Annotated in this window: 24 protein-coding genes and 1 pseudogene; 15 read left to right on the top strand and 10 right to left on the bottom strand. The window is 62.1% G+C overall.

Annotation, left to right across the window (positions count from 1 at the left end; genetic code table 11):
- Positions 1-221 precede the first annotated feature (221 nt).
- Complete coding sequence (locus L0U81_RS22725; RefSeq protein WP_233805746.1) at positions 222-437, top strand: hypothetical protein; 216 nt, start codon at positions 222-224, stop codon at positions 435-437.
- A 172-nt stretch (positions 438-609) separates the two neighbouring features.
- A pseudogene (locus L0U81_RS22720) lies at positions 610-1,912 on the top strand (acetyl-CoA hydrolase/transferase C-terminal domain-containing protein).
- A gap of 102 nt (positions 1,913-2,014) precedes the next feature.
- Here the strand turns inward: L0U81_RS22720 and L0U81_RS22715 are convergent.
- The 3 genes from L0U81_RS22715 to L0U81_RS22705 all read right to left on the bottom strand — a co-directional run bounded on the left by L0U81_RS22715 (position 2,015) and on the right by L0U81_RS22705 (position 4,775).
- Complete coding sequence (locus L0U81_RS22715; RefSeq protein WP_233805745.1) at positions 2,015-2,269, bottom strand: GlsB/YeaQ/YmgE family stress response membrane protein; 255 nt, start codon at positions 2,267-2,269, stop codon at positions 2,015-2,017.
- 162 nt (positions 2,270-2,431) lie between these two features.
- Positions 2,432-3,139 (bottom strand): MgtC/SapB family protein, encoded by a 708-nt coding sequence (locus tag L0U81_RS22710; RefSeq protein WP_233805744.1) that lies wholly within the window; start codon positions 3,137-3,139, stop codon positions 2,432-2,434.
- Positions 3,140-3,611: 472 nt separating this feature from the next.
- A complete protein-coding gene (locus L0U81_RS22705) occupies positions 3,612-4,775 on the bottom strand; it encodes a metallophosphoesterase (protein WP_233805743.1) in 1,164 nt (387 codons plus the stop codon).
- Positions 4,776-5,151: 376 nt separating this feature from the next.
- Between L0U81_RS22705 and L0U81_RS22700 the strand changes: the two genes are divergently transcribed.
- Complete coding sequence (locus L0U81_RS22700; protein WP_233805742.1) at positions 5,152-5,499, top strand: hypothetical protein; 348 nt, start codon at positions 5,152-5,154, stop codon at positions 5,497-5,499.
- Between the two features lie 59 nt (positions 5,500-5,558).
- Here L0U81_RS22700 and L0U81_RS22695 read toward each other — a convergent pair whose 3' ends face one another.
- Positions 5,559-6,143 carry a malonic semialdehyde reductase gene (locus tag L0U81_RS22695; RefSeq protein WP_233805741.1) on the bottom strand — a complete coding sequence of 195 codons (585 nt, stop codon included), beginning with the start codon at positions 6,141-6,143 and terminating at the stop codon, positions 5,559-5,561.
- Positions 6,144-6,283: 140 nt separating this feature from the next.
- Between L0U81_RS22695 and L0U81_RS22690 the strand changes: the two genes are divergently transcribed.
- The 5 genes from L0U81_RS22690 to yjfF all read left to right on the top strand — a co-directional run bounded on the left by L0U81_RS22690 (position 6,284) and on the right by yjfF (position 12,016).
- Entirely contained in the window at positions 6,284-6,883 is a 600-nt protein-coding gene (locus L0U81_RS22690; protein ID WP_233805740.1) for an alpha-ketoglutarate-dependent dioxygenase AlkB family protein, read from the top strand.
- Between the two features lie 181 nt (positions 6,884-7,064).
- On the top strand, positions 7,065-8,051 hold the full coding sequence (locus L0U81_RS22685) for an ABC transporter substrate-binding protein (RefSeq protein WP_233805739.1): 987 nt from the start codon (positions 7,065-7,067) through the stop codon (positions 8,049-8,051).
- A 196-nt stretch (positions 8,052-8,247) separates the two neighbouring features.
- Positions 8,248-9,882 carry a sugar ABC transporter ATP-binding protein gene (locus tag L0U81_RS22680; RefSeq protein ID WP_233805738.1) on the top strand — a complete coding sequence of 545 codons (1,635 nt, stop codon included), beginning with the start codon at positions 8,248-8,250 and terminating at the stop codon, positions 9,880-9,882.
- Entirely contained in the window at positions 9,879-10,922 is a 1,044-nt protein-coding gene (locus L0U81_RS22675; RefSeq protein ID WP_233805737.1) for an ABC transporter permease, read from the top strand. The genes L0U81_RS22680 and L0U81_RS22675 overlap by 4 nt, the downstream gene beginning before the upstream one ends.
- Positions 10,919-12,016, top strand: coding sequence for a galactofuranose ABC transporter, permease protein YjfF (gene yjfF / locus L0U81_RS22670; RefSeq protein ID WP_233805736.1), 1,098 nt, complete (start codon positions 10,919-10,921; stop codon positions 12,014-12,016). The genes L0U81_RS22675 and yjfF overlap by 4 nt, the downstream gene beginning before the upstream one ends.
- A gap of 153 nt (positions 12,017-12,169) precedes the next feature.
- On the opposite strand, the gene L0U81_RS22665 is transcribed toward yjfF, so the two are convergent.
- Positions 12,170-12,544, bottom strand: coding sequence for a DUF2784 domain-containing protein (locus L0U81_RS22665; RefSeq protein ID WP_233805735.1), 375 nt, complete (start codon positions 12,542-12,544; stop codon positions 12,170-12,172).
- Entirely contained in the window at positions 12,541-13,494 is a 954-nt protein-coding gene (locus L0U81_RS22660) for a LysR family transcriptional regulator (protein ID WP_233807903.1), read from the bottom strand. Before L0U81_RS22660 ends, L0U81_RS22665 begins: the two co-directional genes overlap by 4 nt.
- Before the next feature lie 215 nt (positions 13,495-13,709).
- Between L0U81_RS22660 and L0U81_RS22655 the strand changes: the two genes are divergently transcribed.
- From L0U81_RS22655 to L0U81_RS22635, 5 genes are all read left to right on the top strand, one after another.
- Positions 13,710-14,075, top strand: a complete 366-nt coding sequence (locus L0U81_RS22655) for a nuclear transport factor 2 family protein (RefSeq protein ID WP_233805734.1) — start codon at positions 13,710-13,712, stop codon at positions 14,073-14,075.
- Positions 14,076-14,291: 216 nt separating this feature from the next.
- A complete protein-coding gene (locus L0U81_RS22650; protein ID WP_326489863.1) occupies positions 14,292-15,239 on the top strand; it encodes a polyphosphate kinase 2 family protein in 948 nt (315 codons plus the stop codon).
- A gap of 44 nt (positions 15,240-15,283) precedes the next feature.
- Entirely contained in the window at positions 15,284-18,043 is a 2,760-nt protein-coding gene (locus L0U81_RS22645; protein ID WP_233805732.1) for an HAD-IC family P-type ATPase, read from the top strand.
- Positions 18,044-18,072: 29 nt separating this feature from the next.
- Positions 18,073-18,426, top strand: a complete 354-nt coding sequence (locus tag L0U81_RS22640; RefSeq protein WP_233805731.1) for a hypothetical protein — start codon at positions 18,073-18,075, stop codon at positions 18,424-18,426.
- A gap of 134 nt (positions 18,427-18,560) precedes the next feature.
- Complete coding sequence (locus tag L0U81_RS22635) at positions 18,561-18,953, top strand: hypothetical protein (RefSeq protein ID WP_233805730.1); 393 nt, start codon at positions 18,561-18,563, stop codon at positions 18,951-18,953.
- A gap of 165 nt (positions 18,954-19,118) precedes the next feature.
- Here the strand turns inward: L0U81_RS22635 and L0U81_RS22630 are convergent, their stop codons facing one another.
- Positions 19,119-19,415: a hypothetical protein gene (locus L0U81_RS22630; RefSeq protein ID WP_233805729.1), complete on the bottom strand. Its 297-nt coding sequence runs from the start codon at positions 19,413-19,415 to the stop codon at positions 19,119-19,121.
- 194 nt (positions 19,416-19,609) lie between these two features.
- A complete protein-coding gene (locus L0U81_RS22625) occupies positions 19,610-19,924 on the bottom strand; it encodes an IclR family transcriptional regulator C-terminal domain-containing protein (RefSeq protein WP_233805728.1) in 315 nt (104 codons plus the stop codon).
- A gap of 255 nt (positions 19,925-20,179) precedes the next feature.
- Here L0U81_RS22625 and L0U81_RS22620 point away from each other — a divergent pair, with 255 nt between their 5' ends.
- Both L0U81_RS22620 and L0U81_RS22615 read left to right on the top strand, forming a co-directional pair.
- Positions 20,180-21,553, top strand: a complete 1,374-nt coding sequence (locus L0U81_RS22620) for a cytochrome C (protein WP_233805727.1) — start codon at positions 20,180-20,182, stop codon at positions 21,551-21,553.
- 144 nt (positions 21,554-21,697) lie between these two features.
- The gene (locus L0U81_RS22615) at positions 21,698-22,387 is read left to right on the top strand and encodes a c-type cytochrome (RefSeq protein WP_233805726.1); all 690 of its coding nucleotides are present in this window, start codon (positions 21,698-21,700) and stop codon (positions 22,385-22,387) included.
- A 46-nt stretch (positions 22,388-22,433) separates the two neighbouring features.
- Here the strand turns inward: L0U81_RS22615 and L0U81_RS22610 are convergent, their stop codons facing one another.
- Both L0U81_RS22610 and L0U81_RS22605 read right to left on the bottom strand, forming a co-directional pair.
- The gene (locus L0U81_RS22610) at positions 22,434-22,634 is read right to left on the bottom strand and encodes a hypothetical protein (protein WP_233805725.1); all 201 of its coding nucleotides are present in this window, start codon (positions 22,632-22,634) and stop codon (positions 22,434-22,436) included.
- A 40-nt stretch (positions 22,635-22,674) separates the two neighbouring features.
- Positions 22,675-23,502: an alpha/beta fold hydrolase gene (locus L0U81_RS22605; protein WP_233807902.1), complete on the bottom strand. Its 828-nt coding sequence runs from the start codon at positions 23,500-23,502 to the stop codon at positions 22,675-22,677.
- Positions 23,503-23,512: the final 10 nt, after the last annotated feature.

Genomic DNA, 23,512 nt, shown 5'->3' with positions numbered 1-23,512 from the left:
ACGATCTACAGCGCATCCTGAGCTGTCTGCACTTCATTCGTTCCGCGTTGCTCGACAAGGACGCGCCGTTCAATCCGCGCTGAGCAATGCTTCGCGGATCTTTCTGCCAGATGGAAAGATCCCTTCCGGGTGGCCCCGTTTATCCACGTTGGTGGCGGTCTTATAGTTTTGTCACCGCCTCGCAGTCATCGTCGCAGTAGTCGAAGGTCCCGGAGAATGAGATGAAAGTGTTGAAGATGGTCCTGATTGGCTGTTCTTTGTCCACCGCTGCCGCCCATGCACAAACGGCGCCGGCCGCGTCGGAGCAGCAGGTTGCGCAAGCAGAAAGCCAGCGCGCCGGTAGCGTTGCTGCGCGCAAGCATGTGGAAGCACCGAAAGCGAAAGCCGACGAGTGCGTTGGCCCGATGAGCTTCTGCAATATCGATTTCGGCAGCTAGGCTGCATCACGCGCAACACCTCTCGCTGACCCTGTCACGCGACCCAACACCTGTTTGGGATGCCGTCCGATCGAGACGCCGCGACGGGTGCGGCACCCGCCTATTGAGCGGAGCACATCGCAGAGGTGCGCACCAGTAGACGGAGCTGGCGACTATGGAGAGACTCCCTTTCATGTACGAAGACCGCATTCGCTGCGCCGCGCTGCGCGAAAAAATCACCGCGGCCGCCGACGCCTCGCTCCTGATTCACGACGGCATGCGCGTCGGCGCAAGCGGCTTAACGCGCGCGGGCGACGCGAAGGCCGTGCCGGTAGCGCTCGCCGAGCGTGCGTGCCAGCACAGCGAGGCGCTGCACATCACATTGATGACGGGCGCCTCGTTCGGTCATGACGTGGATCGCATGCTGACCGAAGCACACGTGCTCGCGCGCCGTCTGCCGTTTCAAGTGGACAAGACGTTGCGCGACGCGATCAACCGCGGCGAAGTGATGTTCGTCGATCAGCATCTGTCCGAGATGGCCGAGATGTTGCGTGCGAACCAGTTCGGCAAGCTCGATGTCGCGATCATCGAAGCCGCCGCGATCACGGAGAGCGGCGGCATCGTGCCGACGATGTCGGTCGGCAATTCGGCGAGCTTCGCGATTCTTGCAGACAAGGGCATCGTCGAAATCAATCTTGCGCAGCCGCTCGCGCTCGAAGGCTTGCACGACATCTGGATTCCGGGTCGCCGGCCGCATGTGCAAGCAGTTGCCGACGCTGCAGGCAGGCATCGGCACGATCGCCAACGCGGTGCTGGCAGGTTTCGTCGATTCGCCTTTCGATGTCTTTAAGATGTATTCAGAAGTCCTTCAGGATTCGACGTTCGATCTGATGGATGCCGGTACGGTCACGTTCGCGTCCGGCGCGTCGATCACGTTGTCGACCGCGCGGCAGGCACAGGTATTCGGTGAAATCGAGCGATATCGCGACCGGCTCGTGCTGCGTCCGCAGGCAGTCAGCAACCATCCCGAAGTGATTCGCCGGCCCGGTCTGATCGCGCTGAATACCGCGCTCGAATTCGATATCTACGGCAACGTCAATTCGACGCATGTGGGCGGCACGCATATGATGAATGGGATCGGCGGCTCGGGTGACTTTGCGCGCAATGCGTCGTGCGCGGTGTTCGCGAGCAAGTCGACCGCCAAGGACGGCCGCATTTCGAGCATCGTGCCGATGGTGCCGCATTGCGATCACAACGAACATGACGTGGACGTCGTCGTGACCGAGCAGGGTCTCGCCGATCTGCGCGGCCTCGCGCCGCGCGAACGTGCCACGCTGATCATCGAGCATTGCGCGCATCCTGGGTATCGCAGAACTTCTGCGCGACTACTACCGCGATGCATTGCGCTGCGGAGGGTACACGCCGCAATGCCTCGAGAAGGCGTTCGCATGGCATACGCGGCTGCGCGCGATACAGGGTCGATGCCGCCGTCCTGATCCGCGACGGCCGCAATTGCCGTGATAAAAGCAGAAGAATCAGACAAGAAAAAAGCGCCAGCGGCGCACACCCGCTGGCGCTTCATGCATCGGATGCCGTGCTCAGGAACCTCGTCGCACGAGTCGGATAACAAACAGCAGAATGACCGCGCCGATCACCGCGGTAATGATCGAGCCGATCCAGCCACTGCCGAGCGAGATATGCAGCACGCCGGCGAGCCAGCCGCCGATGAACGCGCCGACGATCCCGACGATGATGTCGACAATCAGGCCGAAACCGCCGCCCTTGACCAGCACACCCGCGAGCCAGCCCGCAATCGCGCCGATGATGATCCATGCGATGATGCCGTGTTCCATATTCGAGACTCCATGGTTGAGTGTGAAAAAATCACAGTGATAGAGCTTAGTCGAAGGTTATGGGACAGTCCCTGTTCAGGACGCGGAACTAACATTATCTGAATCTGCTGCAAGCTAAGTGTAGACGATGCGCGCGAACAGAGGGGACTTGCGTGCCGCGTTTCACTCGGGCGTCGGCTCCGCTTCTCGCGCGGTCCAACTGACGCTGGACACGCTCTTTTCCATGCTCAGGCGACTCGCCATCTGTTCGAGCTTCGATTGATCCTTCGGATGCAACTTCAACGTCGCCGTCACGCGAATGCGGCCCGGCTCGTCGTCGACATCTTCGCTCGTCAGGCTCTGGAATGACAGCGGCGCCGAGTACATCGAGTTGGAGATCGCGGTGCGAATGTGGATCTCGTCGGCTTCGCGGCAGACGATCATCAGCACGTACTCGCGGACGAGGTCGGCGTTTGAAACCGGCGTCGAGTTGATCATCCGGCTCACTTCGCGCAGCGCGGTGTTGGTCAGCAGCACGACCACGGTGCCCGCGAGCGCCGGTCCGTAGTGTCCCGCGCCGCTCAACACGCCGACGGCCGCCGAGCACCACAGCGTCGCTGCCGTGTTGATCCCCTGAATCGAGCCTTTGTCCCGCATGATGACGCCGCCGCCGAGAAAGCCGACGCCGGACACCACATATGCGGCGATCTGCGTGATGCCGCTGATGCCGTTGCCGGTCAATACGCCAAGCGTGACGAACAGGCAGGCGCCGCTTGCGACGAGCGTGATGGTGCGCAGGCCGGCGGTACGCTGGCGTATCTGTCGTTCGAGGCCAATCGCGACGCCGCAAGCAAAAGCGGTGAAAAGCCGCAGGAAGAATTCGAGTGTCATCGTTCAGAAAGGTTGACGTGCGTGCTGACGCAGTGAGAAGCCTACGCGTGAGAACGCCACGGCGTCTACCTCGTGGACGGTAGAAGCATGCGGGCGGGCAAGAGCGGATAGATGCGCGCGCGCAGCCCGAAGCATGCGGCATCGGCATGGCATCGAGTCGCGCTGCGCTTCACCGACAGTACGCGAATGAGAATGAAATGAGAACGACGTGCGCCATCGAGCCCGAGGGCAGGACAGCGACAGCGAAGACTGGCGCGGAAATCCTGCCGCTCAGGCGAGCGGGCAAATCGATTCTCGGCAGGTACAACAGCTACTGTCCAAGATCGTGATTCCGGTCAAAAGAATTGCGCGAATTTTAGGGGGCTGCGCAAAGTTTAGTCAAGCCACAATCGGTAGTGGCGCGCACGTGACTTCGCTATAGCCGCATTGCAGGGGAGTCCAAATTAATCAATGCGGACTCCGAATATTGAATTCAATCCTGTTGTCCCGCAACGAGTCTCAAGCGCGTGATTTCCGAAGGCGCACCGAGTCGCTTCGGCGGTCCCCAATAGCCTGTTCCCCGACTCGTATAGACCCATAGCCCGTTCAGGCGTGCGAGCCCTGCGGTAAACGGCTGTTGCAGGCGCACAAAGAAATTCCACGGAAAGAATTGACCGCCGTGCGTATGACCGGACAGCTGCAGCGTGAACCCGGCCGCCGCAGCCGCTTCGGCTGAGCGTGGCTGGTGCGCGAGCAGCACCCTGATCAGCACGTCGCCCGGCGCGCCCGCGAGCGCTGCGACCGGGTCGCTGCGATGCGCAGGGTCGTGATGACCCGCCGAGTAGTCGGTGACGCCGGCGATCACGGCGCGCGCACCGTCATGATCGACGATGACGTGTTCGTTCAGCAGCACCCGCAAGCCGAGTCGGCGGAATTCGGCGATCCATGAGTTCGCGCCGGAGTAGTACTCGTGATTTCCGGTCACGAGAAACGCGCCGTGCCGCGCGGCGAGTCGCGATAGCGGCTGCGTATGCCGGCTTAGCTGCGGCACGCTGCCATCGACGACATCGCCCGTCACCGCGATCAGATCCGGCTTCAGCCGGTTCACCGCGTCGACGATCGCATCGACGTAGCCGCCCTTGATCGTTGGGCCGACGTGGATGTCGCTGATCTGCACGATCGTGAAGCCTTCGAGGGCGGCAGGCAGATCGTCGATCGGCACTTCGATCGTCACGACGCGCGCGCGACGGCGCGCGTTGAACAGACCGATCAGCGTCGACAACAGCGCGAGCAGCGGCACCGCCGCCGCCGAGTCCATGCGCCAATGCGCGATCGCGAGCGTGTTCGGCCGGATCGCGTCGATCGTCAGCAGCGACACCAGTACGAAGTCGCGCGCGAACGTCAGCACCAGCAGCGAGGAGAAGAAACCCAACGCGAGCAGGCCGACCCACGCGAGCCGGTCGCCGAGCGGCTGGCGCTTGAAGCCGCGCGCCATCATGCCGATCGGGATCACGTAGACCGAAAGCACGAGCCACAGCACGCACAGCCCGCGGCCGGCGGCGTCGATCGGCATGTCGGGAATCAGCCGCAAGCCGACGTAGATATGCAGCAGGATGCCAATCAGGATGACGCGGACAAGAAACGATGAACGTCGCATAAGGAAGATCGAGGCGGGAAGGGGGCCGAAGGGCCGACAGCAGCGACAGCGCGGCGAATTATTGTACCGGCATGTTCAGTCCGTTGCTGTGACCGCAAAATTCGTGCTCCCGCACGGCACGACATATCGCCAGAAGGCGTCCGACCTTGTCACGACGGGGTTCGCGGACGCAGGCGCGATCCATGCTTGCCGTATGGTCAGATCGGCCACGCGCCACGCATTTCAATGCCTAAGCAAGCGAATTAAATGGGCTTTGAGTTGTATTCGTGTCTGCGCTATGCTTGAAACAAGCCAGCTTGTTACCGGGCCAGCGCAGCGACGCTTCGGCCACGACTGGTTCTGTCGCCGGGAAAGATCGGGCGGGGGGAGGCACACCATGAAGCTGCTCAAATCGGACCACCTGTGGCATCACGCGCACGACGTGCATCATGTTCATCATGAGCATCACGTCGGATACGAGGGTAGCCATGTGATGCTGCCGCTCGTCGGAATCTCGCTGATGGCGATTGCCCTCTACTTCGGCGTGCGCGACATTGATTTTTCCGAACTCGGCAAAAGCGCGCTATTCGACGTCGTGATGGTGAGCGTCGCGCTCGGCATCGCGGGCTTGTTCGGCGCGGTCGGCGCGTGGCTGCGCTCGAATGGCGACGAAGCCGAAGAGGGCTTCTGCTTCATCGGCGCGCTGATCGGCACTGTGGTGTTTTATATCGCCTTGCTGACCTGAGGCGGTTTCATCGAACGCACGGCGCGACACTCGTCGCGCCATCCATCATCCAGGCACCGTCACACTATGCGCGCCGCTTCGTCGAACGAAAAACGCGGGCTGCGCGCAAACAGCTTCGACGGATCTCCATAGCCAAGATTGATCAGGAAGTTCGACTTCACGGTCGTGCCCGCAAAGAACGCTTCGTCCACCTTGGCCGCATCGAAGCCGGACATCGGCCCGGTGTCGAGACCGAGCGCACGCGCGGCGAGAATCATATAGCCGCCCTGCAGCGTCGAATTGCGAAACGCCGTGTCCGCGATCAACCGCTCGTTGCCGACGAACCAGCTGCGTGCATCCGCATGAGGAAAGAGCTTGGGCAGATGCTCGTAGAAGGCCATGTCCATGCCGACGATCACCGTGACCGGCGCGGCCATCGTTTTGTCGAGATTGCCGGCCGACATCGCCGGGCGCAGTTTTTCCTTGCCCTCCGGTGTCTTGACGAACACGAAGCGCCCCGGGCTCGAATTGGCCGAGGTCGGGCCGAGCAGTACGAGTTCGGTCAGCTGGCGCAGCACGGCGTCGTCGATCGGCTTGTTCTGCCAGCCGTTGTGCGTACGCGCGTCGCGAAAGAGCTGCGCGAGTGCCTGATCGGAAAGTGTCATGAAAGTAGTCCGTGCGAAAGGAGAGAGGGAACGCGGCGAGTCGCGTCGAATGAAAGCGCAACGCGCGTGAATCAGCGGGCGTGCCGTTGTCGCCATAATAGCCAGGGTTTTTCCTCGCCCGCTTGCATCCCGACATTCCGATGACCGATCTTTTCAACGACTTGCCCACGCCCGACGTCGACTGGTTTCCTGACTGGCTCGAACCGGATACGGCCGAGCACCTGCTTGCCCGTCTGATCGACGAAGTGCAATGGCGCCAGGACATGATGGGCACACCTGCCGGCCGTGTTGCACTGCCGCGCCTGACCGCATGGCAGGGGGAGCCGGACGCGGTGTACGTTTACTCGGGCATCCGCAACGTGCCGCAAGCGTGGACGCCGGCCGTCGCGGAATTGAAAGCCGCCGTCGAGGCGACCAGTGGCGCTCGCTTTAACAGCGTGCTGCTGAATCGTTACCGCAGCGGCGCCGACAGCATGGGCTGGCACGCGGACCGCGAACCCGAGCTCGGCCGACAGCCGGTGATCGCGTCGGTGAGCCTTGGCGTCGCGCGCACGTTCGATCTGCGGCACAACCGCAGCGGCGTCGTGCAATCGTTTTCGCTGAAGGGCGGCAGCCTGCTCGTGATGAAGGGCGACACCCAGGCGCAGTGGCGTCACCGGGTCCCGAAGGAGCCGCGCGTGAGCGGCGAGCGCATCAATTTGACGTTTCGCTGGGTCACGCCGAGAGTTACGCCAACCTGAGGCAGCGAGCAGCCGTACGCTGAGCGCCGCGCTATATCAAAATTGGTATCGAGGGCGCGAATCATATGATTGGACGGTTAACGCGTCGCACAGTACGCTACATCACGATCCAGGTACCGTAAGGGCCGCTAGGGCCGGGCAGACCGCTGGGTCGTCTACACAACAACGATTGGAGACTGTCATGGCGAATACACGACGTGCAGCGTGTCGCGCTCTGGGCGCGCTCGCGCTTTCCGCGAGTCTCGGAGCGCTGACGCTGGCCACGCCCGGCGCGCATGCCGAGGACAAGAAAATTACGCTCGGTTTTGCGCAGGTCGGCGCGGAAAGCGCATGGCGCACCGCGAATACCGAATCGGTGAAGTCGGCGGCGGCGGATGCCGGTATCAACCTCAAGTTCTCGGACGCGCAGCAGAAGCAGGAAAACCAGATCAAGGCGATCCGCTCGTATATCGCGCAGAAGGTCGACGTGATCGCGTTCTCGCCGGTCGTCGAGTCGGGCTGGGAACCGGTACTGCTCGAAGCTAAGGCCGCGAAGATTCCGGTGATCCTGACCGACCGCAACATCGACGTGAAGGACACCTCGCTGTACGTGACGATGATCGGCTCGGACTTCCTCGAAGAAGGACGGCGCGGCGGCAAATGGCTCGAAGAACACTACAAGGACGACAAAGGCCCGATCAATATCGCCGAACTGCAGGGCACCGTCGGCTCCGCACCTGCCAACGACCGTCACTCTGGTCTGATCGAAGTGATCAAGAACGATCCGAAGTTCAAGATCATCGCATCGCAAAGCGGCGACTTCACGCTCGCCGGCGGCAAGCAGGTGATGGAAGCGTTCATCAAGACCTACGGCAACAAGATCAACGTCGTCTATGCTCATAACGACGACATGGCGCTCGGCGCGATCCAGGCGATGGAAGAAGCCGGCATGCATCCGGGCAAGGACGTCATCGTGGTTTCGTTCGACGCGACCAAGGGCGGCTTCCAGGCGATGGTCGCGGGCAAGATGAACGTCGACGTCGAGTGCAGCCCGCTGCTCGGACCGCAGCTGATGTCGGCGGTCAAGGACGTGGTGGCCGGCAAGCCGCTGCCGAAGCGCATCCTGACTCAGGAGACCGTCTTCCCGATGAGCGTGGCCGCGCAGACGCTGCCGTCGCGTAAGTACTGACACGGCGGCGCGTCCGCAGTTCAGTCGCCGCGACCACTGAGGCTCACGGCGCGAAGGAGATGCGCAGTACGGACGCATCGAACAGGTTTCTCCAGTGGTGCCTGACCGCCCGGGCTGCTTCGGCAGCGGGCGGTCTCTTTTCAGGAGCATGCCGCTGGAGCCCGCCGAACCACGCATAGCCGATCGAGCGAGGTCCATGACCCATTCCGCAACCGAAGCAAATCAGCCGGAGCGCGGCACGCCGGGCGCACCAAGCCCACAGGCCGGCGTGAGCGCGCGCGAACCCATTCTGGAGACCTCCGGCGTCAGCAAGACATTTCCGGGCGTGAAGGCGCTGCAGCGCGTCGACTTCCGCCTGTTTCCCGGCGAGGTCCATACGCTGATGGGCCAGAACGGCGCCGGCAAATCCACATTGATCAACGTGCTCACAGGCGTGCTCGAACCCGATGCCGGCACGATCCGCCTCGGCGGTGAGGTGGTCGCCTTCGCGTCGCCGCAGGAAGCCGAGGCGGCCGGCGTGCGCACGCTGTACCAGGAAGTGAACCTGTGCCCGAATCTGTCGGTCGCGGAGAACATCTTTGCGGGCCGGCAACCGCGCCGCTTCGGCACGATCGACTGGTCCGACATCAAGCGGCGTGCGCAGGAAGCGCTCGCGCGCCTCGACGTGTCGCTCGACGTCACGCGTTCGCTCGACGCCTATCCGATCGCCGTGCAACAGATGGTCGCGATTGCGCGAGCATTGTCCGTTGACGCACGCGTATTGATTCTCGACGAACCGACCTCGAGCCTCGACGACGGCGAAGTCGCGCAGCTTTTCAAAATCCTTCGGCATCTTAAGCAATCGGGCATCGCGATCCTGTTCGTCACGCACTTCATCGAGCAGACCTATGCGATCTCCGATCGCATCACGGTGATGCGCAACGGCGAACGTGAAGGCGAATATCTCGCGCGCGATCTGTCCGCGGATCAACTGGTCGCGAAGATGGTCGGCCACGAGCGCATGAGCGCGCGTCTGCGCGAGGCGGCGCGTGAAGGGCAGGCCGCCGACGACCTGCAGGAGATCGCACAGGACCACGCGGATACCAGCGACGCAACGGCTGCGCGGCCGTTCGTCGAGCTGCGCGGTGTCGGCCGGCGCGGCACCTTGCAGCCGATCGATCTCGAAGTGCAGTCCGGCAAGATTCTCGGCCTCGCGGGGCTGCTCGGCTCGGGCCGCACCGAAACCGCGCGCCTGTTGTTCGGCGCGGACCGCGCGGACAGCGGCACGATCCTCGTCAATGGGCGCGCCGTGCGGCTGCGCTCGCCGCACGACGCGGTGCGCCACGGCATCGGCTATTGCGCGGAAGACCGCAAGAAGGAAGGTATCGTCGGTGAATTGTCGATCCGCGAGAACATCGTGCTCGCATTGCAGGCGCGGCGCGGCTGGTGGCGCAAGATCAGCCGGCAACGCGCGCGTGAATTGGCCGATGTATGGATCGAGCGGCTCGGTATCAAGGCGTCCGACGCCGAGCAGCCGATCGCGTTGCTGTCCGGGGGCAACCAGCAGAAGGCGCTGCTCGCACGCTGGCTCGCGACCGATCCAAAACTGCTGATTCTCGACGAGCCGACCCGCGGCATCGACGTCGCCGCGAAGTTCGACATCATGGACCGGTTGCTCGCGCTATGCGCAAACGGCCTGTCCATCCTGTTCATCTCGTCGGAGATCAGTGAAGTGCTGCGCGTGAGCCACCGCGTGGCGGTGCTGCGCGATCGCCGCAAGATCGCCGAGGTGGCCGGCAAGGCATCGAACGAGGACAACATCTACCGACTCATCGCAGGGAGCGGCGAATGAAGCTATCGAACTGGTTCGCGCGCGACGGCGCCGAGCGTCAGCTGCTGTGGCCATGCGTGACGCTCGTGTTGCTGTGCGGATTGAACCTGCTGGTCAATCCGCATTTTCTGGCGCTGCGCGTGCTCGACGGCCACCTGTTCGGCGCGCCGATCGACATCCTGAATCGCGCGGCGCCGCTCGTACTCGTCGCGATCGGCATGACGCTCGTGATCGCGACGCGGGGCATCGACATTTCGGTCGGCGCGGTGGTCGCGATCGCGGGCGCCGCGGCCGCGACGATTCTCGCGACGCAGGCCGTGCCGAGCAGCGGGCTGATTGCGCAGGCACTGCTGGCGGCGCTCGTCGTCGGCGTATTGAGCGGCATGTGGAACGGGCTGCTGGTGGCGTTCGTCGGCATGCAGCCGATCATCGCGACGCTGATTCTGATGGTCGCGGGGCGCGGCGTCGCGCAACTGCTGACGGCCGGGCAGATCATCCCGATCGGCGCGCCCGGCTATCTGTTCGTCGGCGGCGGCTACTTGCTCGGCGTGCCGTTCTCGGTGTGGATCGCGACGGTGGCCGTACTGGCGACCGCCGCATTGGTGGAGGGCACGGCGCTCGGGCTGTTCATCCGTGCGATCGGCGTGAACCCGGTTGCGACACGGCTCGTCGGCCTGCGGTCGAAGGCGATCGTGTTCGCGGTGTACAGCTTCTCGGGCTTGACCGCGGCGCTGGCCGGCATCCTGATCAGTTCGAACGTGCGTAGCGCGGACGGCAACAACGCGGGCCTGCTGCTCGAACTCGACGCCATTCTCGCCGTGACGCTCGGCGGCACGTCGCTGCTCGGCGGCCGCTTCAGTTTCGCGGGCACGATACTCGGCGCGCTGATCATCCAGACGCTCACGTACACGACCTATTCGATCGGCGTGCCGCCGGAGGCGACGCTCGTCGTCAAGGCGGCCGTCGTGCTCGCGGTCAGCGTGATCCAGTCGCCGGCGGCGCGCGCGCTCGCGGTGTCGTTCGGCGCGTCGCTCGTCAAATCGCGTGGGGTGGCACGATGACGCGCGTTCTCGAAGCACTCGCACGCGTGGTCGACCCGCGCACGCTGCCGATCGCGGTGACGATCCTGCTGTTCTGTGCGCTATTCGGCTTTGGTTCGGTGATGTACACCGGTTTCTTCTCGTGGCAGGTGTTGTTCGATCTGCTCGTCGACAACGCGTTCCTGCTGATCGTCGCGATCGGGATGACGTTCGTGATCGTGTCGGGCGGCATCGATCTGTCGGTGGGCTCGATCGTCGCGCTGACGACGATCGTCGAGGCCGTGCTGTCCGAGCACATGCATGTGTCGGTATGGCTCATCATTCCGATCGTGCTGCTGATGGGCACCGTGTTCGGCGCAGTGCAGGGAGCGCTCATTCATTACTTCCGCTTGCAGGCGTTCATCGTGACGCTGGCGGGGATGTTTTTCGCACGTGGCCTGTGCTTCCTGATCACGATACAGTCGATCACGATCACTGATCCCACATTCAAGGCGATCTCCGCGTATCGGCTCAGTCTCGGCGTCGGCTCGGTATCGGCGAACGTGCTGATCGCGCTCGCGACCCTCGCCGCTGCAATCTACGTCGCGCATTACACGCGCTTCGGACGCAACGTGTATGCGGTCGGCGGCAACCCGCGCTCGGCGCTGCTGATGGGGTTGCCGGTCGCGCGCACGCGGGTCGGCGTGTACGCGCTGAGCGGCTTCTGTTCGGCGCTCGGCGGGGCGGTGTTCACGTTCTATGTGCTGTCGGGTTATGGACTGCAAGGACAGGGCATGGAGCTCGATGCGATCGCGGCGACGGTGATCGGCGGCACGCTGCTGACCGGCGGCGTTGGTTATGTGGTCGGCTCGCTGTTCGGCGTCGGCATTCTCGGCACGATTCAGACGCTGATTACGTTCGACGGTACGCTCAGTTCGTGGTGGACGCGGATTGTGATCGGCGCGCTGCTGTGCGCGTTCTGTCTGCTGCAGCGGTTGATCGAGCGGCATGCGAAGTCGATAGGGCGGCTCGGTGGTAACGGTGCGGTTGCGACGACGGGGCATGCGCAGGGGCATGAGGAGACGTCGACGGCGTCGTCGTCGGATTCGCAGGTATTGGGGAGGGCGCCGGGCTAGGGCGCATCCTTCCATGGCTTCAAATAGCGGCGGCCCGGTGCTGGGCCGCCGCATCCCCATCAGTCCACGCGGCTCGTCCCGGCCGCCGGCGCTGCGACCAGCAGATAGCCACGCACCATCGAATTCACCACCGAGCTGGAATAGAGGGCACGCTCAGCGGCGTGAACGCGGCGGGATACGAAACCACGTGAGTGCCACGATCAGCAGGAACGCCGCATAGGCTGTGGCGAACACCCAGCCGGGCAAGTCGTAGTACAGCCAGTAGCTTACCCAGCGCTGGACGAAGCCTTGCTGCCCTGCCTGCCCCGTACGTAGCCAGTCCTCCAGGACCGTCAGCGGACACGGTATGTCGACGATAGCGAGAAGCGCGACGACGCCTATCGCACCGAGATGCGTGAGCCGGAACACACGGTTGCGTATCCAGCCGCGTTTCAACCATGCACCGGCCCAGATCACGAGCAGTCCGCCGACGATGAACAGGACGACCAGCGCGTGTAGCACAAGAACGGTATTGGCCAGCCAGTTCATGAGATGCGATGGCCAGGTGATTTCCAACCCATCACCGTCCCTGCGCTCCATGGAGCTTCGGCAAGTCTCGAGACGAAGAAATCGGCCAACGCGCTGACCTTTGCCGGCCGTGCGCGGGCAGTGGGGGTCACGAAATACAGACCACCTTCGGGCAGTCGCCAGTCAGTCAGGATCGGTTCGAGCTGCCGGTCCGCGAAATACTGTGTGGCGACGAACTCGGGAAGCTCCGTGACGGCGAGCCCCGCGAGCAGCATGGGCAGCAGCGCTTCCACGCTGGTGACCCGCAATGCCCCGCTTGGTGTGATCAGGCATTCCTCGCCACTTGGGTGGGTAAAGCGCCAAACATCGCGCTTGCTCCGGTTGACGTAGGTCAGACACTGGTGAGCGCCCAGATCGTGCGGATGCTGCGGTCTACCGTAGCGGGACAGATAAGCGGGAGAGGCCACGACAAACCGGCGCACGGGTGCAATGAGGCGTGCCGCGAGCGACGAGTCTTCCATGATGGCGATACGGAGTGCGGCGTCGAAGCCTTCCCCGATCAGATCGGCATGGGCATCCGTGAGATGAAGATCCACGGAGATCTCCGGATAGGTGCGGAAGAACTCAGGCAGCAGCGGGGCGACCCAACGAGCACCAAAGGACAGGGGTACCGCGAGCTTGACCAGTCCGCGCGGCCGGCTCGAAGTCTCGCGAGCGAAATCCTCGGCCTCCTCGGCGTCCGCGTAGATCGTTGCCGCTCGCTCGAAGAGCGTATGACCGTAGTCCGTCAGTGCAAGGCGCCGCGAGGTACGGTTAAAGAGCCTCCCGCCCAGCCGCTCTTCCAGACGGGTGACGGCCCGGGAAACCGTGGCAACGGAGACGCCCATCGTCGCCGCCGCGGCAGCGAACGAACCTTCTTCGGCGACCTTCGCGAACATCGCGAATCCTTCAAAGTCCGGCAGTTTTGACATCGGCAAACCTGCAACGATGGTTTTCAATCATTTCCATTTAGAAAACTAGCACGCTGCCCTAAATTTGTCTCGCGACCGCTAAGCGCTTTGCTTCGGAGGGCGCGCAGCTCTCTTTCCCGCATCTTCCGATTCGAGCTTCATCGCAGCTACCGAGACTTTCGTCGACGGCGGACAAGCCCAGATTTGACGTAATCAATCAACCATGGAGAATCAAAATGAACGACCGTATTCATGAACTGCTCTATCGCAACCTTCAGGAGGTCTTTGGCGAAGGTGACGCAGAGCGTCGTCGAGCAGCGATCAAGGAGCTGTATACCGAAGATTGTGTGCTCTACTCGCCTCAGGGTGCACTGTCCGGGCGCGACGCTCTCGACAGATTCGCGGGAGATCTGCGAGCGACGCACCCGCATTTCGCGTACAGGCCGCACGGTAAAGCCCAGGCTCTCCACAATGCGGGTCGCCTGGCATGGGGCTCCGGTCCGCGTGACGAGGCGCCCGACTATACGGGCGTGGATGTCATCATCGTTCGCGATGGAAGGATTCAGGCGCTCTACGTCTTTCTGGATTCCCTGCCGTCATAGCCACGCATCTTTCAATATATGGGCGTGTAGCACCGGGCGCGTGCCACCAAATATGTGCAGCGGTGCATCATGCGTGACCTATCATCAGGAAAGGTATGAGCAGGCCAACTGCGGTTGCGCTGCTGCTCGTCCGGGCTCTGCGGCCCCGAGCTTCGGCGGCCCGCAGAGCAATCCCCGAATCGTGCAACTGATTGCAGATGTCGCGGAGAAAGGGCGATGGTTCGCAAAGAAATACTCGACGCGCTGCGGGTCTACACCGATCCGTTCCGCGTCACGATGGGCAACGATTTCTCCCTGAAGAATTTCGATCCCGGCGAGACGCTGGGACTCAAAATGGATAAGGAGGAGGCGCAAAAACTTCTCCAGCGCGGTTCGAAATGGCTCGCGATGGAGCAGGAGATCCTCTACGCGCAGGATTCCTGGTCCGTGCTGCTGGTGTTTCAGGCCATGGACGCCGCGGGCAAGGATGGGACGATCAAGCACGTCATGTCGCGCGTCAATCCGCAGGGGTGCGATGTCGTCTCGTTCAAGCAGCCGTCGGACGAGGATCTCTCCCACGATTTCCTTTGGCGCTATTGCACGAAAGTCCCCGAGCGCGGGCACATCGGCATCTTCAACCGCTCGTACTACGAGGAGGTGCTGGTGGTGCGCGTGCATCAGCATCTGCTCCGTGCGCAGAAGATTCCGCCGGCACGGGTCAGCAAGAACATATGGGACGAGCGGCTCGCCGACATTGCACGGTTCGAGGACTATCTCACACGCCAGGGCGTAGTCATCCTCAAGTTCTATCTGAACCTGTCGTTCGCGGAGCAGAAGAAACGCTTCATGGAGCGCCTTCACAATCCCGACAAGCACTGGAAGTTTTCCGCAGCCGACATTCGCGAGCGTCGATACTGGAACGACTACATGCACGCCTATGAAGAGGTCATCCGCGCGACGGCCTCCGAAGCCGCTCCGTGGTTCGTCGTGCCCGCCGACAACAAACCTTTCACGCGCCTCATCGTCGCGGCCGCAATCGTCGAGGCCGTCGAGAAGCTCGACCTCGAATATCCAAAACCCACACAAGAGCAGATGAAGGATCTCGCCGCAGCGAGGAAGGAACTCGACGCTGAAGCTGTAGATGCGACGAGACGCGATCAACCGGCGGGCGATCCCGACCATTGAGAGCGGCCCCTGACCCGAAATCACCGGAACCGGGAGAGACGAGGATGAGCTCAGTTGAGAGTACGGCGCCGTGGCATGCGCTACCGGCCGGCGAAATCGAGCAGCAGTTCAACGTGGATCCCGCGCAGGGCCTCGATGCAGCGGATGCAAGCACGCGGCTCACCACCTATGGCCCGAACCGCTTGCCCCAGGGCAAGAAGAAGGGGCCGGTCGCACGATTCCTCGCGCAGCTTCACAACATTCTCATCTATGTCCTGCTCGCGGCCGGGTTCACCAAGTTCATGCTGGGCCTTTGGCTCGACGGCTCGGTCATTCTGGCCGTCGTCATCCTCAACTCGCTGCTCGGTTTTCTGCAGGAAGGAAGGGCCGAGAAGGCGCTCGACTCGATTCGCAACATGCTGTCGGCCGAGGCGCGCGTTCTGCGTGGCGGAGCGGTTCGTCTGATCCCCGCCGAGGAGCTCGTTCCGGGCGATATCGTGCTACTGGAATCGGGCGACAAAATCCCGGCGGACATGCGTCTCGTCGACGCCAGGAATTTGCGCACGGAGGAAGCGGCTCTCACGGGCGAATCGGTCCCGGCCGAGAAGAGCATCGCGCCGGTACCGGCCAAAGCCACGGTCGGCGACCGCGAGAACATGGCGTTCTGCGGCACGATGGTCCTGTCCGGCCGGGCCACCGGCGTCGTCGTGGCGACCGGGAGCCAGACGGAACTCGGCCGGATCAACCAGATGCTCGCCGAGGTCAGCGCGCTCGAGACGCCGCTGCTGCGCCAGATCAAGAAGTTCGGCTACGTCATCACCACGGTGATCGCCTGTGTCAGCGTACTGCTCTTCTCCTGGGGCCACTGGCTCGGACACATGACCTTCGTCCAGCTGTTCCAGGCCATTGTCGGGATTGCGGTATCGGTCATCCCGGAAGGCCTGCCGGCGCTCATCACCATCACGCTCGCCATCGGCGTGCAGCGCATGGCCCAGCGCAACGCCATTATTCGCCGCCTGCCGGCGGTCGAGACGCTAGGCGCCGTCTCGCGCATCTGCTCGGACAAGACGGGTACGCTGACTCTGATGGAGATGATGGTGACCTCCGTCGTGACGGCGGAGGCGGCCTATGCCGTGAGCGGCGATGGCTACGCTCTCGAGGGAGAGGTCAGGGCCGATGGCAAGCCGATCGGCGCCGCGCCGGAGGTGCTCAAGCTGATGGGCCGCGTGTCACTGTTGTGCAACGACGCCGAGCTCTTCGAGGCAGACGGAAAATGGAAAGTGGAGGGTGACCCGACCGAGGGCGCGCTCTATCCGTTCGCCGCCAAGCTGGGCATGGACCGTGCCGCCGAGACGGCCGCCGCACCGAGGATCGACGCGATTCCCTTCGAGTCCGAGCACAAGTTCATGGCGACGCTGAACCGCTCGGCGGACGGCGAGATGCTGTTGGTGAAGGGCGCACCCGAAGTGATTCTCGAGCATTGCGACCGGCAGCAGACGGCGCAAGGTCCCGCGCCGCTCGATCGCGACCATTTCGCGAGGGAGGGGGACCGGCTCGCCGCTCAAGGCGAGCGCGTGCTCGGGCTGGCATGGCTGTCGGACCCGGGGCTCCGTACGGGCGGTTTGGGGCCGCAGGACCTGCCGCGTACCCTCGTGCTTCTCGGCCTCGTGGGCCTCATGGACCCACCTCGCAAAGAGGCCATCGACGCCGTGCGTGAATGCCACGGCGGAGGCATTCGCGTCACGATGATCACGGGTGACCACAAGATCACGGCGGCGGCAATCGCAAGAATGCTGGGCATCGGCGATGGCAAGACGGCCGTGTCCGGCACCGAGATCGAAGCGATGAACGATGCAGCGCTGCAGGAGTGCGTGCGCGGCGTCGACGTCTTCGCGCGCGCCAGCCCCGAGCACAAGCTGCGGCTCGTCAAGGCGATCCAGGCGAACCGGCAGATCGTCGCGATGACGGGCGACGGCGTCAACGACGCGCCCGCGCTCAAGAAGGCGGACATCGGTGTGGCGATGGGCATCAAGGGCACCGAAGTGACGAAGGAGGCGGCGGGTATGATCCTCGTCGACGACAATTTTGCTTCGATCTCCGCGGCGGTGAAGGAGGGGCGCACGGTCTACAACAACATCGAGAAGGCGATGCTGTTCCTGCTGCCGACCAATGTCGCCCAGGGCGCGGTGATCGCGGTGGCGATCCTGTTCGCCTTCACGCTGCCGATCACGGCGCCGCAGATTCTGTGGGTCAACATGATTACTTCAGTCGCGCTGGGCCTGACCATTTCGTTCGAGCCACACGAGGCAGACGTCATGCGCCGCTCGCCGCGTGCGATCGACCGGCCGATCGTCACGCGCTTTGGTATCTGGCGCATCCTCTTCGTGGGCGCGGCGCTCGTGCTCTATACGCTGTCGACCTTCTTCTGGATGAAGGGGCAGGGGGCGTCGGACGAGATGGCGCGCACGGCTGCCGTGAACGCCATCACGCTGGGTCAGGTGTTCTATCTCCTCAATATCCGGCATCTCATCGATTCGTCGCTGTCCGTGCGCGCCCATCAGGGCAATCGCTATCTCTGGTACGGCATAGCCGGTGTCGTGGTGTTGCAGCTTCTGTTCACCTATACGCCGCCGTTCCATGCCATCTTCGACACCGAGGCTCTACCCATGTCGGCGTGGGTGTGGCTCGTGTGCGGCGGATTCCTGTTTTTCCTCGTGGTGGAGATGGAAAAGCTCGTGATTCGACTCATACCCGCATTGAGAGGGCTTGCGACTTCGCAGCATGAGGGCGCGGACTTGCGCAATGATCCGGTGAATCCTGTGTGAAACGTCTATGCTGCGCATCGGCTGTTCTCATGCTAGTCGCCCATACCCATGCCAATCCGCTCGACCACGGTGACCTCGTGACGTTTGCGACGCGCGACGGAGTCACGCAAAGCATTTTTGTCGAGTCGCCTTCGTCGAGCCCGGCGTGGGGCGTCGTCCTGTTCGGGGGCACGCCGGGCGACCTGCATCTGGACGCCACGGGTGCGACGACGCTCAAGGGCAATTTCCTGATCCGCTCGGCGCACCACTGGATCGATCGGGGAGATGCCGTGGTGCTGGTCGATACGCCGTCCGACCATGCGCAGGGTGTGGATGACCTGTTCCGTCGCAGGCACAGTAGGGCTTCCCGGTTGCTGAATGGACGCGCTTTGGTGCGAAGCTGACGCAATCGCCAGGACCGCTCCGCCGTGATAGCCTTTTGGGCAAGCACATGTCATTCATCAACGCTTGTTGCATGCGTCGTCCTGAGTGAGGGGAGCGCGTGCAGATCGTAACGTTCGCCCATCGGAGAGTGCTTATGCCGCTGCACATTCACACGCGCGCCTCTATGTTTTTGATCGCCGGTATCGTTTTTCTTGCCGAATCTGGAACGGCGTTCGCGTTAAACCTCGGCTTCCTTAGAAATACACCGATCAGTCTGATGAGGCAGCGCGACCTGCAGGTGTTGAACGACGCCGCGCGTGTCGCACTCGATACTAAAGAGGATGGCGAATCACTCGACTGGAACAATGACGGCACACGCAATCCTGTGCGGATCGATGGCACCGTAACGCCGCACGACACCGTTAAGGACGGCGATCAAACCTGCCGCAAGATCACGCTGGTTGCAGTTGCGAGAGGTCAATCGCAGAGTTGGACTCCCACGGTCTGCAGGATAGGCAACGGCCGGTGGGACTTGCAGCGGCAGTAGCGGGTAGTCGCCTGCACCACGCGAAGTTCAACGCCGGGTGAACAAGGTTCCAGGTTGAGTAAATCTCGAACACCTGGACCGCCTTTCGACCCGGCACGCACCGGCGTCACATTACTCTTGTTGCAGTTGCGCTTATTGGCGCCTGGTTGTCATTTTCAGCAATTGTCATTGGCCGGCTGCCGGCGACGTTACGCTCGGTCTCGCCAGCGAGTTGTTGACCCCGAAAGCGGGAGCGTTGGTCGTCGCGCTATTGTTCGTGCTATTCGGTTGGCCCGAGTTCGGCTGCCAGGCCCCCTTGCCGCTATCCGTGTTGGTGGCGCCAGGCGTGCCGTAGCCGCTCGTTGTTTGGGCCGGCGACGTCACGCTCGGGGTTGCCAGCGTGTTGTTGCTCTGTGCATAAGCGCCGCCCGACAGCATGAGTGCGGCGACGGCCGCGATTAATGTGCTCGTTGCCTTGTTCATGACCCTTTTCTCCTTGATTGAAATGGAATATTGATGCAAACGATCCGTTTGCAGTGGTGCACGTGAGCAGTATTGACGACATGCAGTGCGCCGACAGCGCGGGATCGAGTCCTTAGCAGGAGATAAAGAGTTTAGGAAAGCGCTCGCTGAGAATTAAATGCCTTGTTCGCAAGGGTGAATTGCGATTTTTGGGGTTATGCCTGATGGGGCCTGGTCCCTAATCTGACCCGCGGCGTGGTGCGGCGTTGTACGGTGCATGCTTTCGCGATCGCGCGCTCGATCACCACGGCGAACTCGCCTGAACGCAGGTCAACCGCATTCGCATGCGAAGAGAACATCATGGACAGTCTTCTCAGCGCGAGCAGTGCCATTCGGCACGACAAGGCAGATACTGAAATCGCACCCGCTACCTGATTAGCAGCGCGAAACAACGACGCAGCGACGGCGTAGGCACTTTCAATTTGCACCTGAAGGCTGCTCGCGAAACGCTCGTTGCGGATCGTACCCACTCCGCGAACCGACGACGTACTGTCAGTGGAATAAGTCGGCGAGCTCCTTCGTTTTGGACATCAGGTGAACAGGTGCGCGTGCCGGATCTCTTTCCGGCGCCGCGTACGTCTGTGTATTTCCACACATTTGCCAGGCGACGCCGGTGATGCCGTGCGCGAAGCGTCGTCTTTTGTCGTCCCGCTTATCGCAGTGGGGTGGGTACCTGCGTGCCTGAAGAACCCCCAAGTGCGAAGCGGGCCGGAGGAGATGATGACATGACACATATCGTCGCCATCCGTCGCCTGCTTCGACGCGCCTGGATTCTGACGATTGAGGTTATCTGTCTGCTTCACGCCTCCTCTGCTGGGGCGCTCCCGATATTCGCCCGTCAAACCGGACAAAGCTGCGTCGCCTGCCATGCAGGTGGACAGTTTCCCGAACTGACTCCCTATGGGCGAATGTTCAAGCTGAACGGCTACACGCTTGGCGAACGAACCATTCCGATTGCCGTGATGGCGACGGCCGACTTGACAAAGACAAGAGTCAACCATGACGCCAGCGGCAACATCATTTCCCCCAAAGACGGATTACCGATTTTCGACGCTGCCAGCATCTTCCTGGCCGGCAAGATCACCGACAGGATTGGTGCGTTCACGCAGTTCACCTACTCGAATTACGATCATCAGGGCAGCGACGGCAAGTGGATCGGCCACTGGGGGTCTGACAACATGGACTTCCGCTATGTGGACAGAATCATAGGGGACGCACACGACCTGATTCTCGGCGCGACGCTGCACAACAATCCGACCGTGCAGGATGTCTGGAACAGCGCGCCGGCATGGAGCTATCCATACGTTTCCTCGTCAACGAGCACGGTGGGCGCGCCGCAATTCCAGCCGATCCTGGAAGGCGCCCTGGCACAGCAGGTTGTCGGCGCCGGGGCCTATGCATACTGGAACCGGACGATTTATGCCGAGTTGTCGTTCTACAGTACGGCCGACGGCATCTGGTCGTTCATGAGCAAGGGGAGCAAGGCCGGCGACCTCGCCCACCCTCAGACCTATCTGCGTGGTCATAACCCTTACTGGCGACTGGCCCTGACTCACGACTGGGGACCAAACAGCGTCATGCTGGGGACCTTCGGCATCAATGTCAACGTCTACCCCAACGACGCCAACGCATTGCCGATCTTCACACAGGGCGTCACCCGCTACCGCGATATCGGCTTCGATGCGCAGTATCAGTACCTGCTCGAACCGAACACCATCACCGCGCAGGCCCGCTATATCCGCGAGAACATCAGCGACCCGCAGAACCTCGTGTATGGCGACAGCAAGTCGGCCAGCCTCGGATCGCTGAGGCTGAAGCTCTCATACGTCTACCAGGACAAATACGGCATCAGCCTTTCTTTCTTCAACGTGACCGGCAGCCCCGACAGCGTCGCTTATCCTGGGAGTGCGAACTTCTCTCCGGCGACGCAAGGCTGGACACCCGAAATATTCTGGATTCCTGTGCAGAACATCCGGGTCGGTCTGCAATACACGCACTTCACGAAATATCTTGGTGCGCGCACGAATTACGACGGGCTCGGACGCAATGCAAGCGACAACGACACGCTCTTTGTTTATCTCTGGGCGGCGTACTGGTGATGTCTCTTGCCGCGCGTCCTTTCGAACATGAAGCAGCATCGTTCATGACGTCTTCCCGTCGCTAGCCATTCAGGGGGATTTGTGAAAACCATGCCATATCTTCGCCCGGGTAAATGCCGGGAATGCTGTCTGAAGCCTCGCAAAATGACAGCGATGTCGCGATGGATCCTGCTCGCCACGTTGCTCGGTGACGCCGGCTGTCACGACATGGAGCATTCCAGGCGGATCGACGATCCTGCCATTACCGGCAAGACGATCGCGTTGCAGGTGTGCTCGAACTGTCACGGTGTGAACGGCGTTTCTGTGTCTCCTACGTTTCCCAAGCTCGCAGGTCAGCAAAGAGAGTATCTGGTCAATCAGTTGATGGACTTCAGGGCCCATCGCCGGTCCGACCCAAATGCGAAAAGATATATGTGGGGCTTTACACATCTAAGCGATGCGCAGATCGAACAGCTTGCCGCGTACTTTTCAAGCCGTCCGCCACCTGCGGGCGGGTCCGGCAATCCTCTGCTCGTTGAAAACGGCAGGACGATTTTCGTATCCGGCTTGCCAGACAAAGGTGTGCCAGCGTGCAGCGCCTGTCATGGCGCACACGGTGAAGGCGCAGGCGAGTTTCCGCGCCTGGCGGGCCAGCATGCGGACTACATAGTGAAGCAGTTGGTGATCTTTCAACACACAGGAGAGAGGCCTCGCGGCGACGTGATGAGTACGATCTGCGTCAAGCTGACGGAAGAGGAGATGCACTCGGTAGCGGCTTTTCTTGAAGCGTCCACGGCTCGGGCCAAGATACAGGCTGATCAGGGCACCGTCGAGACGGGATCGGCCCGCGAATAACCCGACGACGGTGGATAGCGACGTGGCCATTTGCGCTGTGGCCTCGTTACTTCATGCGCGGATCGTCAGCGGCATTGATGAAATCGATACCGCCCGGCCCCATGTACTGAACCTGGACGATCGCCACCTGCCCGGAACCAGCAGATCTGAAGGTCCGAAGCTGGTTCAAAAAAATCGCGCCGACGCGGACGAGGCAGGGCTTCCGGGCCTTGGTTCCGTCAGAAGACGCCGACGTCGAACCAGACACACCCGTCCTCCAGACTGTCGACGAGCCCCGATAAGATGCCTCAGTGATTTTCCTTCCCGGCATGGTGTCTGAGCCATTTGAGCAACGTGTCCGTCACAAAGGCCGGATTTTCGAGGTTTGAAATATGGCCCGCCTCGGGAACCAGCACGTGTCGACAGCCGATCACGTCAGCCATCCTGATCATCTCTGCTGGTGAGCGGGTAGAGTCTAGAGCGCCGCACATCAGGAGCGTGCGGGTCGCATCCAGCCCCACGAGGCCGGGAACGGTATCGGGCCGGCTAAAAATCAGCCGCCCCAGCGGCACGATCGACTCCCGTAGTTGGGAGGCGGAAAACGCGCTCAATCTGTTTCGAAAGGCTGTGGGCACTTCGCCGTCCAACGCGGCACCGGGCCTGAAAAATAAAGGCACGATGGCGTCGAGAATCGGGGGCGGGATTCTACCGAGCGTCTCGATGGTATCGAGCATCTGGAAATATCGCATACGCGTCGAGTCGGGTTCGGTTCCCAGGTATGTGTCCATCATGACGAGGCCGCTGATACGACCGGGTTCGCGCAGGGCGAGTTCGGCGCCCCACATTCCGCCGACCGACAGACCGACGAGCGCGCATTGCTCGATGTCGAGGGCATCGAGGAGGCCGCTCGCGTGGGCGGCAAGGTCACCTAACGTGTGGGCATTTTCAGGGACCGGCCCGGACTGTCCGTGCCCCCAAAGATCCGGTGCTATGACTTGGTATGAGATGGACAACGCCTCTATCTGCGGCGCCCACATTGACGAATCCCACAAATAGCTGTGGCCCAGCAGGACCGGATATCCGGTACCTCGCATCTGATAGTGCAGCGGCTTTCCCGCTATCGTGAAGAATGGCATTTCAGGCTCC

This window comes from Paraburkholderia sp. HP33-1, assembly GCF_021390595.1.
Taxonomy (GTDB): domain Bacteria; phylum Pseudomonadota; class Gammaproteobacteria; order Burkholderiales; family Burkholderiaceae; genus Paraburkholderia.
This window is presented reverse-complemented; position numbering and strand designations above follow the sequence as displayed.

Bases quoted from the DNA above. Each gene is read 5' to 3' on its own strand.
- L0U81_RS22725 (WP_233805746.1), top strand. From the start codon at position 222: ATGAAAGTGTTGAAGATGGTCCTGATTGGCTGTTCTTTGTCCACCGCT.
- L0U81_RS22715 (WP_233805745.1), bottom strand. From the start codon at position 2,269: ATGGAACACGGCATCATCGCATGGATCATCATCGGCGCGATTGCGGGC.
- L0U81_RS22710 (WP_233805744.1), bottom strand. From the start codon at position 3,139: ATGACACTCGAATTCTTCCTGCGGCTTTTCACCGCTTTTGCTTGCGGC.
- L0U81_RS22705 (WP_233805743.1), bottom strand. From the start codon at position 4,775: ATGCGACGTTCATCGTTTCTTGTCCGCGTCATCCTGATTGGCATCCTG.
- L0U81_RS22700 (WP_233805742.1), top strand. From the start codon at position 5,152: ATGAAGCTGCTCAAATCGGACCACCTGTGGCATCACGCGCACGACGTG.
- L0U81_RS22695 (WP_233805741.1), bottom strand. From the start codon at position 6,143: ATGACACTTTCCGATCAGGCACTCGCGCAGCTCTTTCGCGACGCGCGT.
- L0U81_RS22690 (WP_233805740.1), top strand. From the start codon at position 6,284: ATGACCGATCTTTTCAACGACTTGCCCACGCCCGACGTCGACTGGTTT.
- L0U81_RS22685 (WP_233805739.1), top strand. From the start codon at position 7,065: ATGGCGAATACACGACGTGCAGCGTGTCGCGCTCTGGGCGCGCTCGCG.
- L0U81_RS22680 (WP_233805738.1), top strand. From the start codon at position 8,248: ATGACCCATTCCGCAACCGAAGCAAATCAGCCGGAGCGCGGCACGCCG.
- L0U81_RS22675 (WP_233805737.1), top strand. From the start codon at position 9,879: ATGAAGCTATCGAACTGGTTCGCGCGCGACGGCGCCGAGCGTCAGCTG.
- yjfF (WP_233805736.1), top strand. From the start codon at position 10,919: ATGACGCGCGTTCTCGAAGCACTCGCACGCGTGGTCGACCCGCGCACG.
- L0U81_RS22665 (WP_233805735.1), bottom strand. From the start codon at position 12,544: ATGAACTGGCTGGCCAATACCGTTCTTGTGCTACACGCGCTGGTCGTC.
- L0U81_RS22660 (WP_233807903.1), bottom strand. From the start codon at position 13,494: ATGTCAAAACTGCCGGACTTTGAAGGATTCGCGATGTTCGCGAAGGTC.
- L0U81_RS22655 (WP_233805734.1), top strand. From the start codon at position 13,710: ATGAACGACCGTATTCATGAACTGCTCTATCGCAACCTTCAGGAGGTC.
- L0U81_RS22650 (WP_326489863.1), top strand. From the start codon at position 14,292: ATGGTTCGCAAAGAAATACTCGACGCGCTGCGGGTCTACACCGATCCG.
- L0U81_RS22645 (WP_233805732.1), top strand. From the start codon at position 15,284: ATGAGCTCAGTTGAGAGTACGGCGCCGTGGCATGCGCTACCGGCCGGC.
- L0U81_RS22640 (WP_233805731.1), top strand. From the start codon at position 18,073: ATGCTAGTCGCCCATACCCATGCCAATCCGCTCGACCACGGTGACCTC.
- L0U81_RS22635 (WP_233805730.1), top strand. From the start codon at position 18,561: ATGCCGCTGCACATTCACACGCGCGCCTCTATGTTTTTGATCGCCGGT.
- L0U81_RS22630 (WP_233805729.1), bottom strand. From the start codon at position 19,415: ATGAACAAGGCAACGAGCACATTAATCGCGGCCGTCGCCGCACTCATG.
- L0U81_RS22620 (WP_233805727.1), top strand. From the start codon at position 20,180: ATGACACATATCGTCGCCATCCGTCGCCTGCTTCGACGCGCCTGGATT.
- L0U81_RS22615 (WP_233805726.1), top strand. From the start codon at position 21,698: ATGACAGCGATGTCGCGATGGATCCTGCTCGCCACGTTGCTCGGTGAC.
- L0U81_RS22605 (WP_233807902.1), bottom strand. From the start codon at position 23,502: ATGCCATTCTTCACGATAGCGGGAAAGCCGCTGCACTATCAGATGCGA.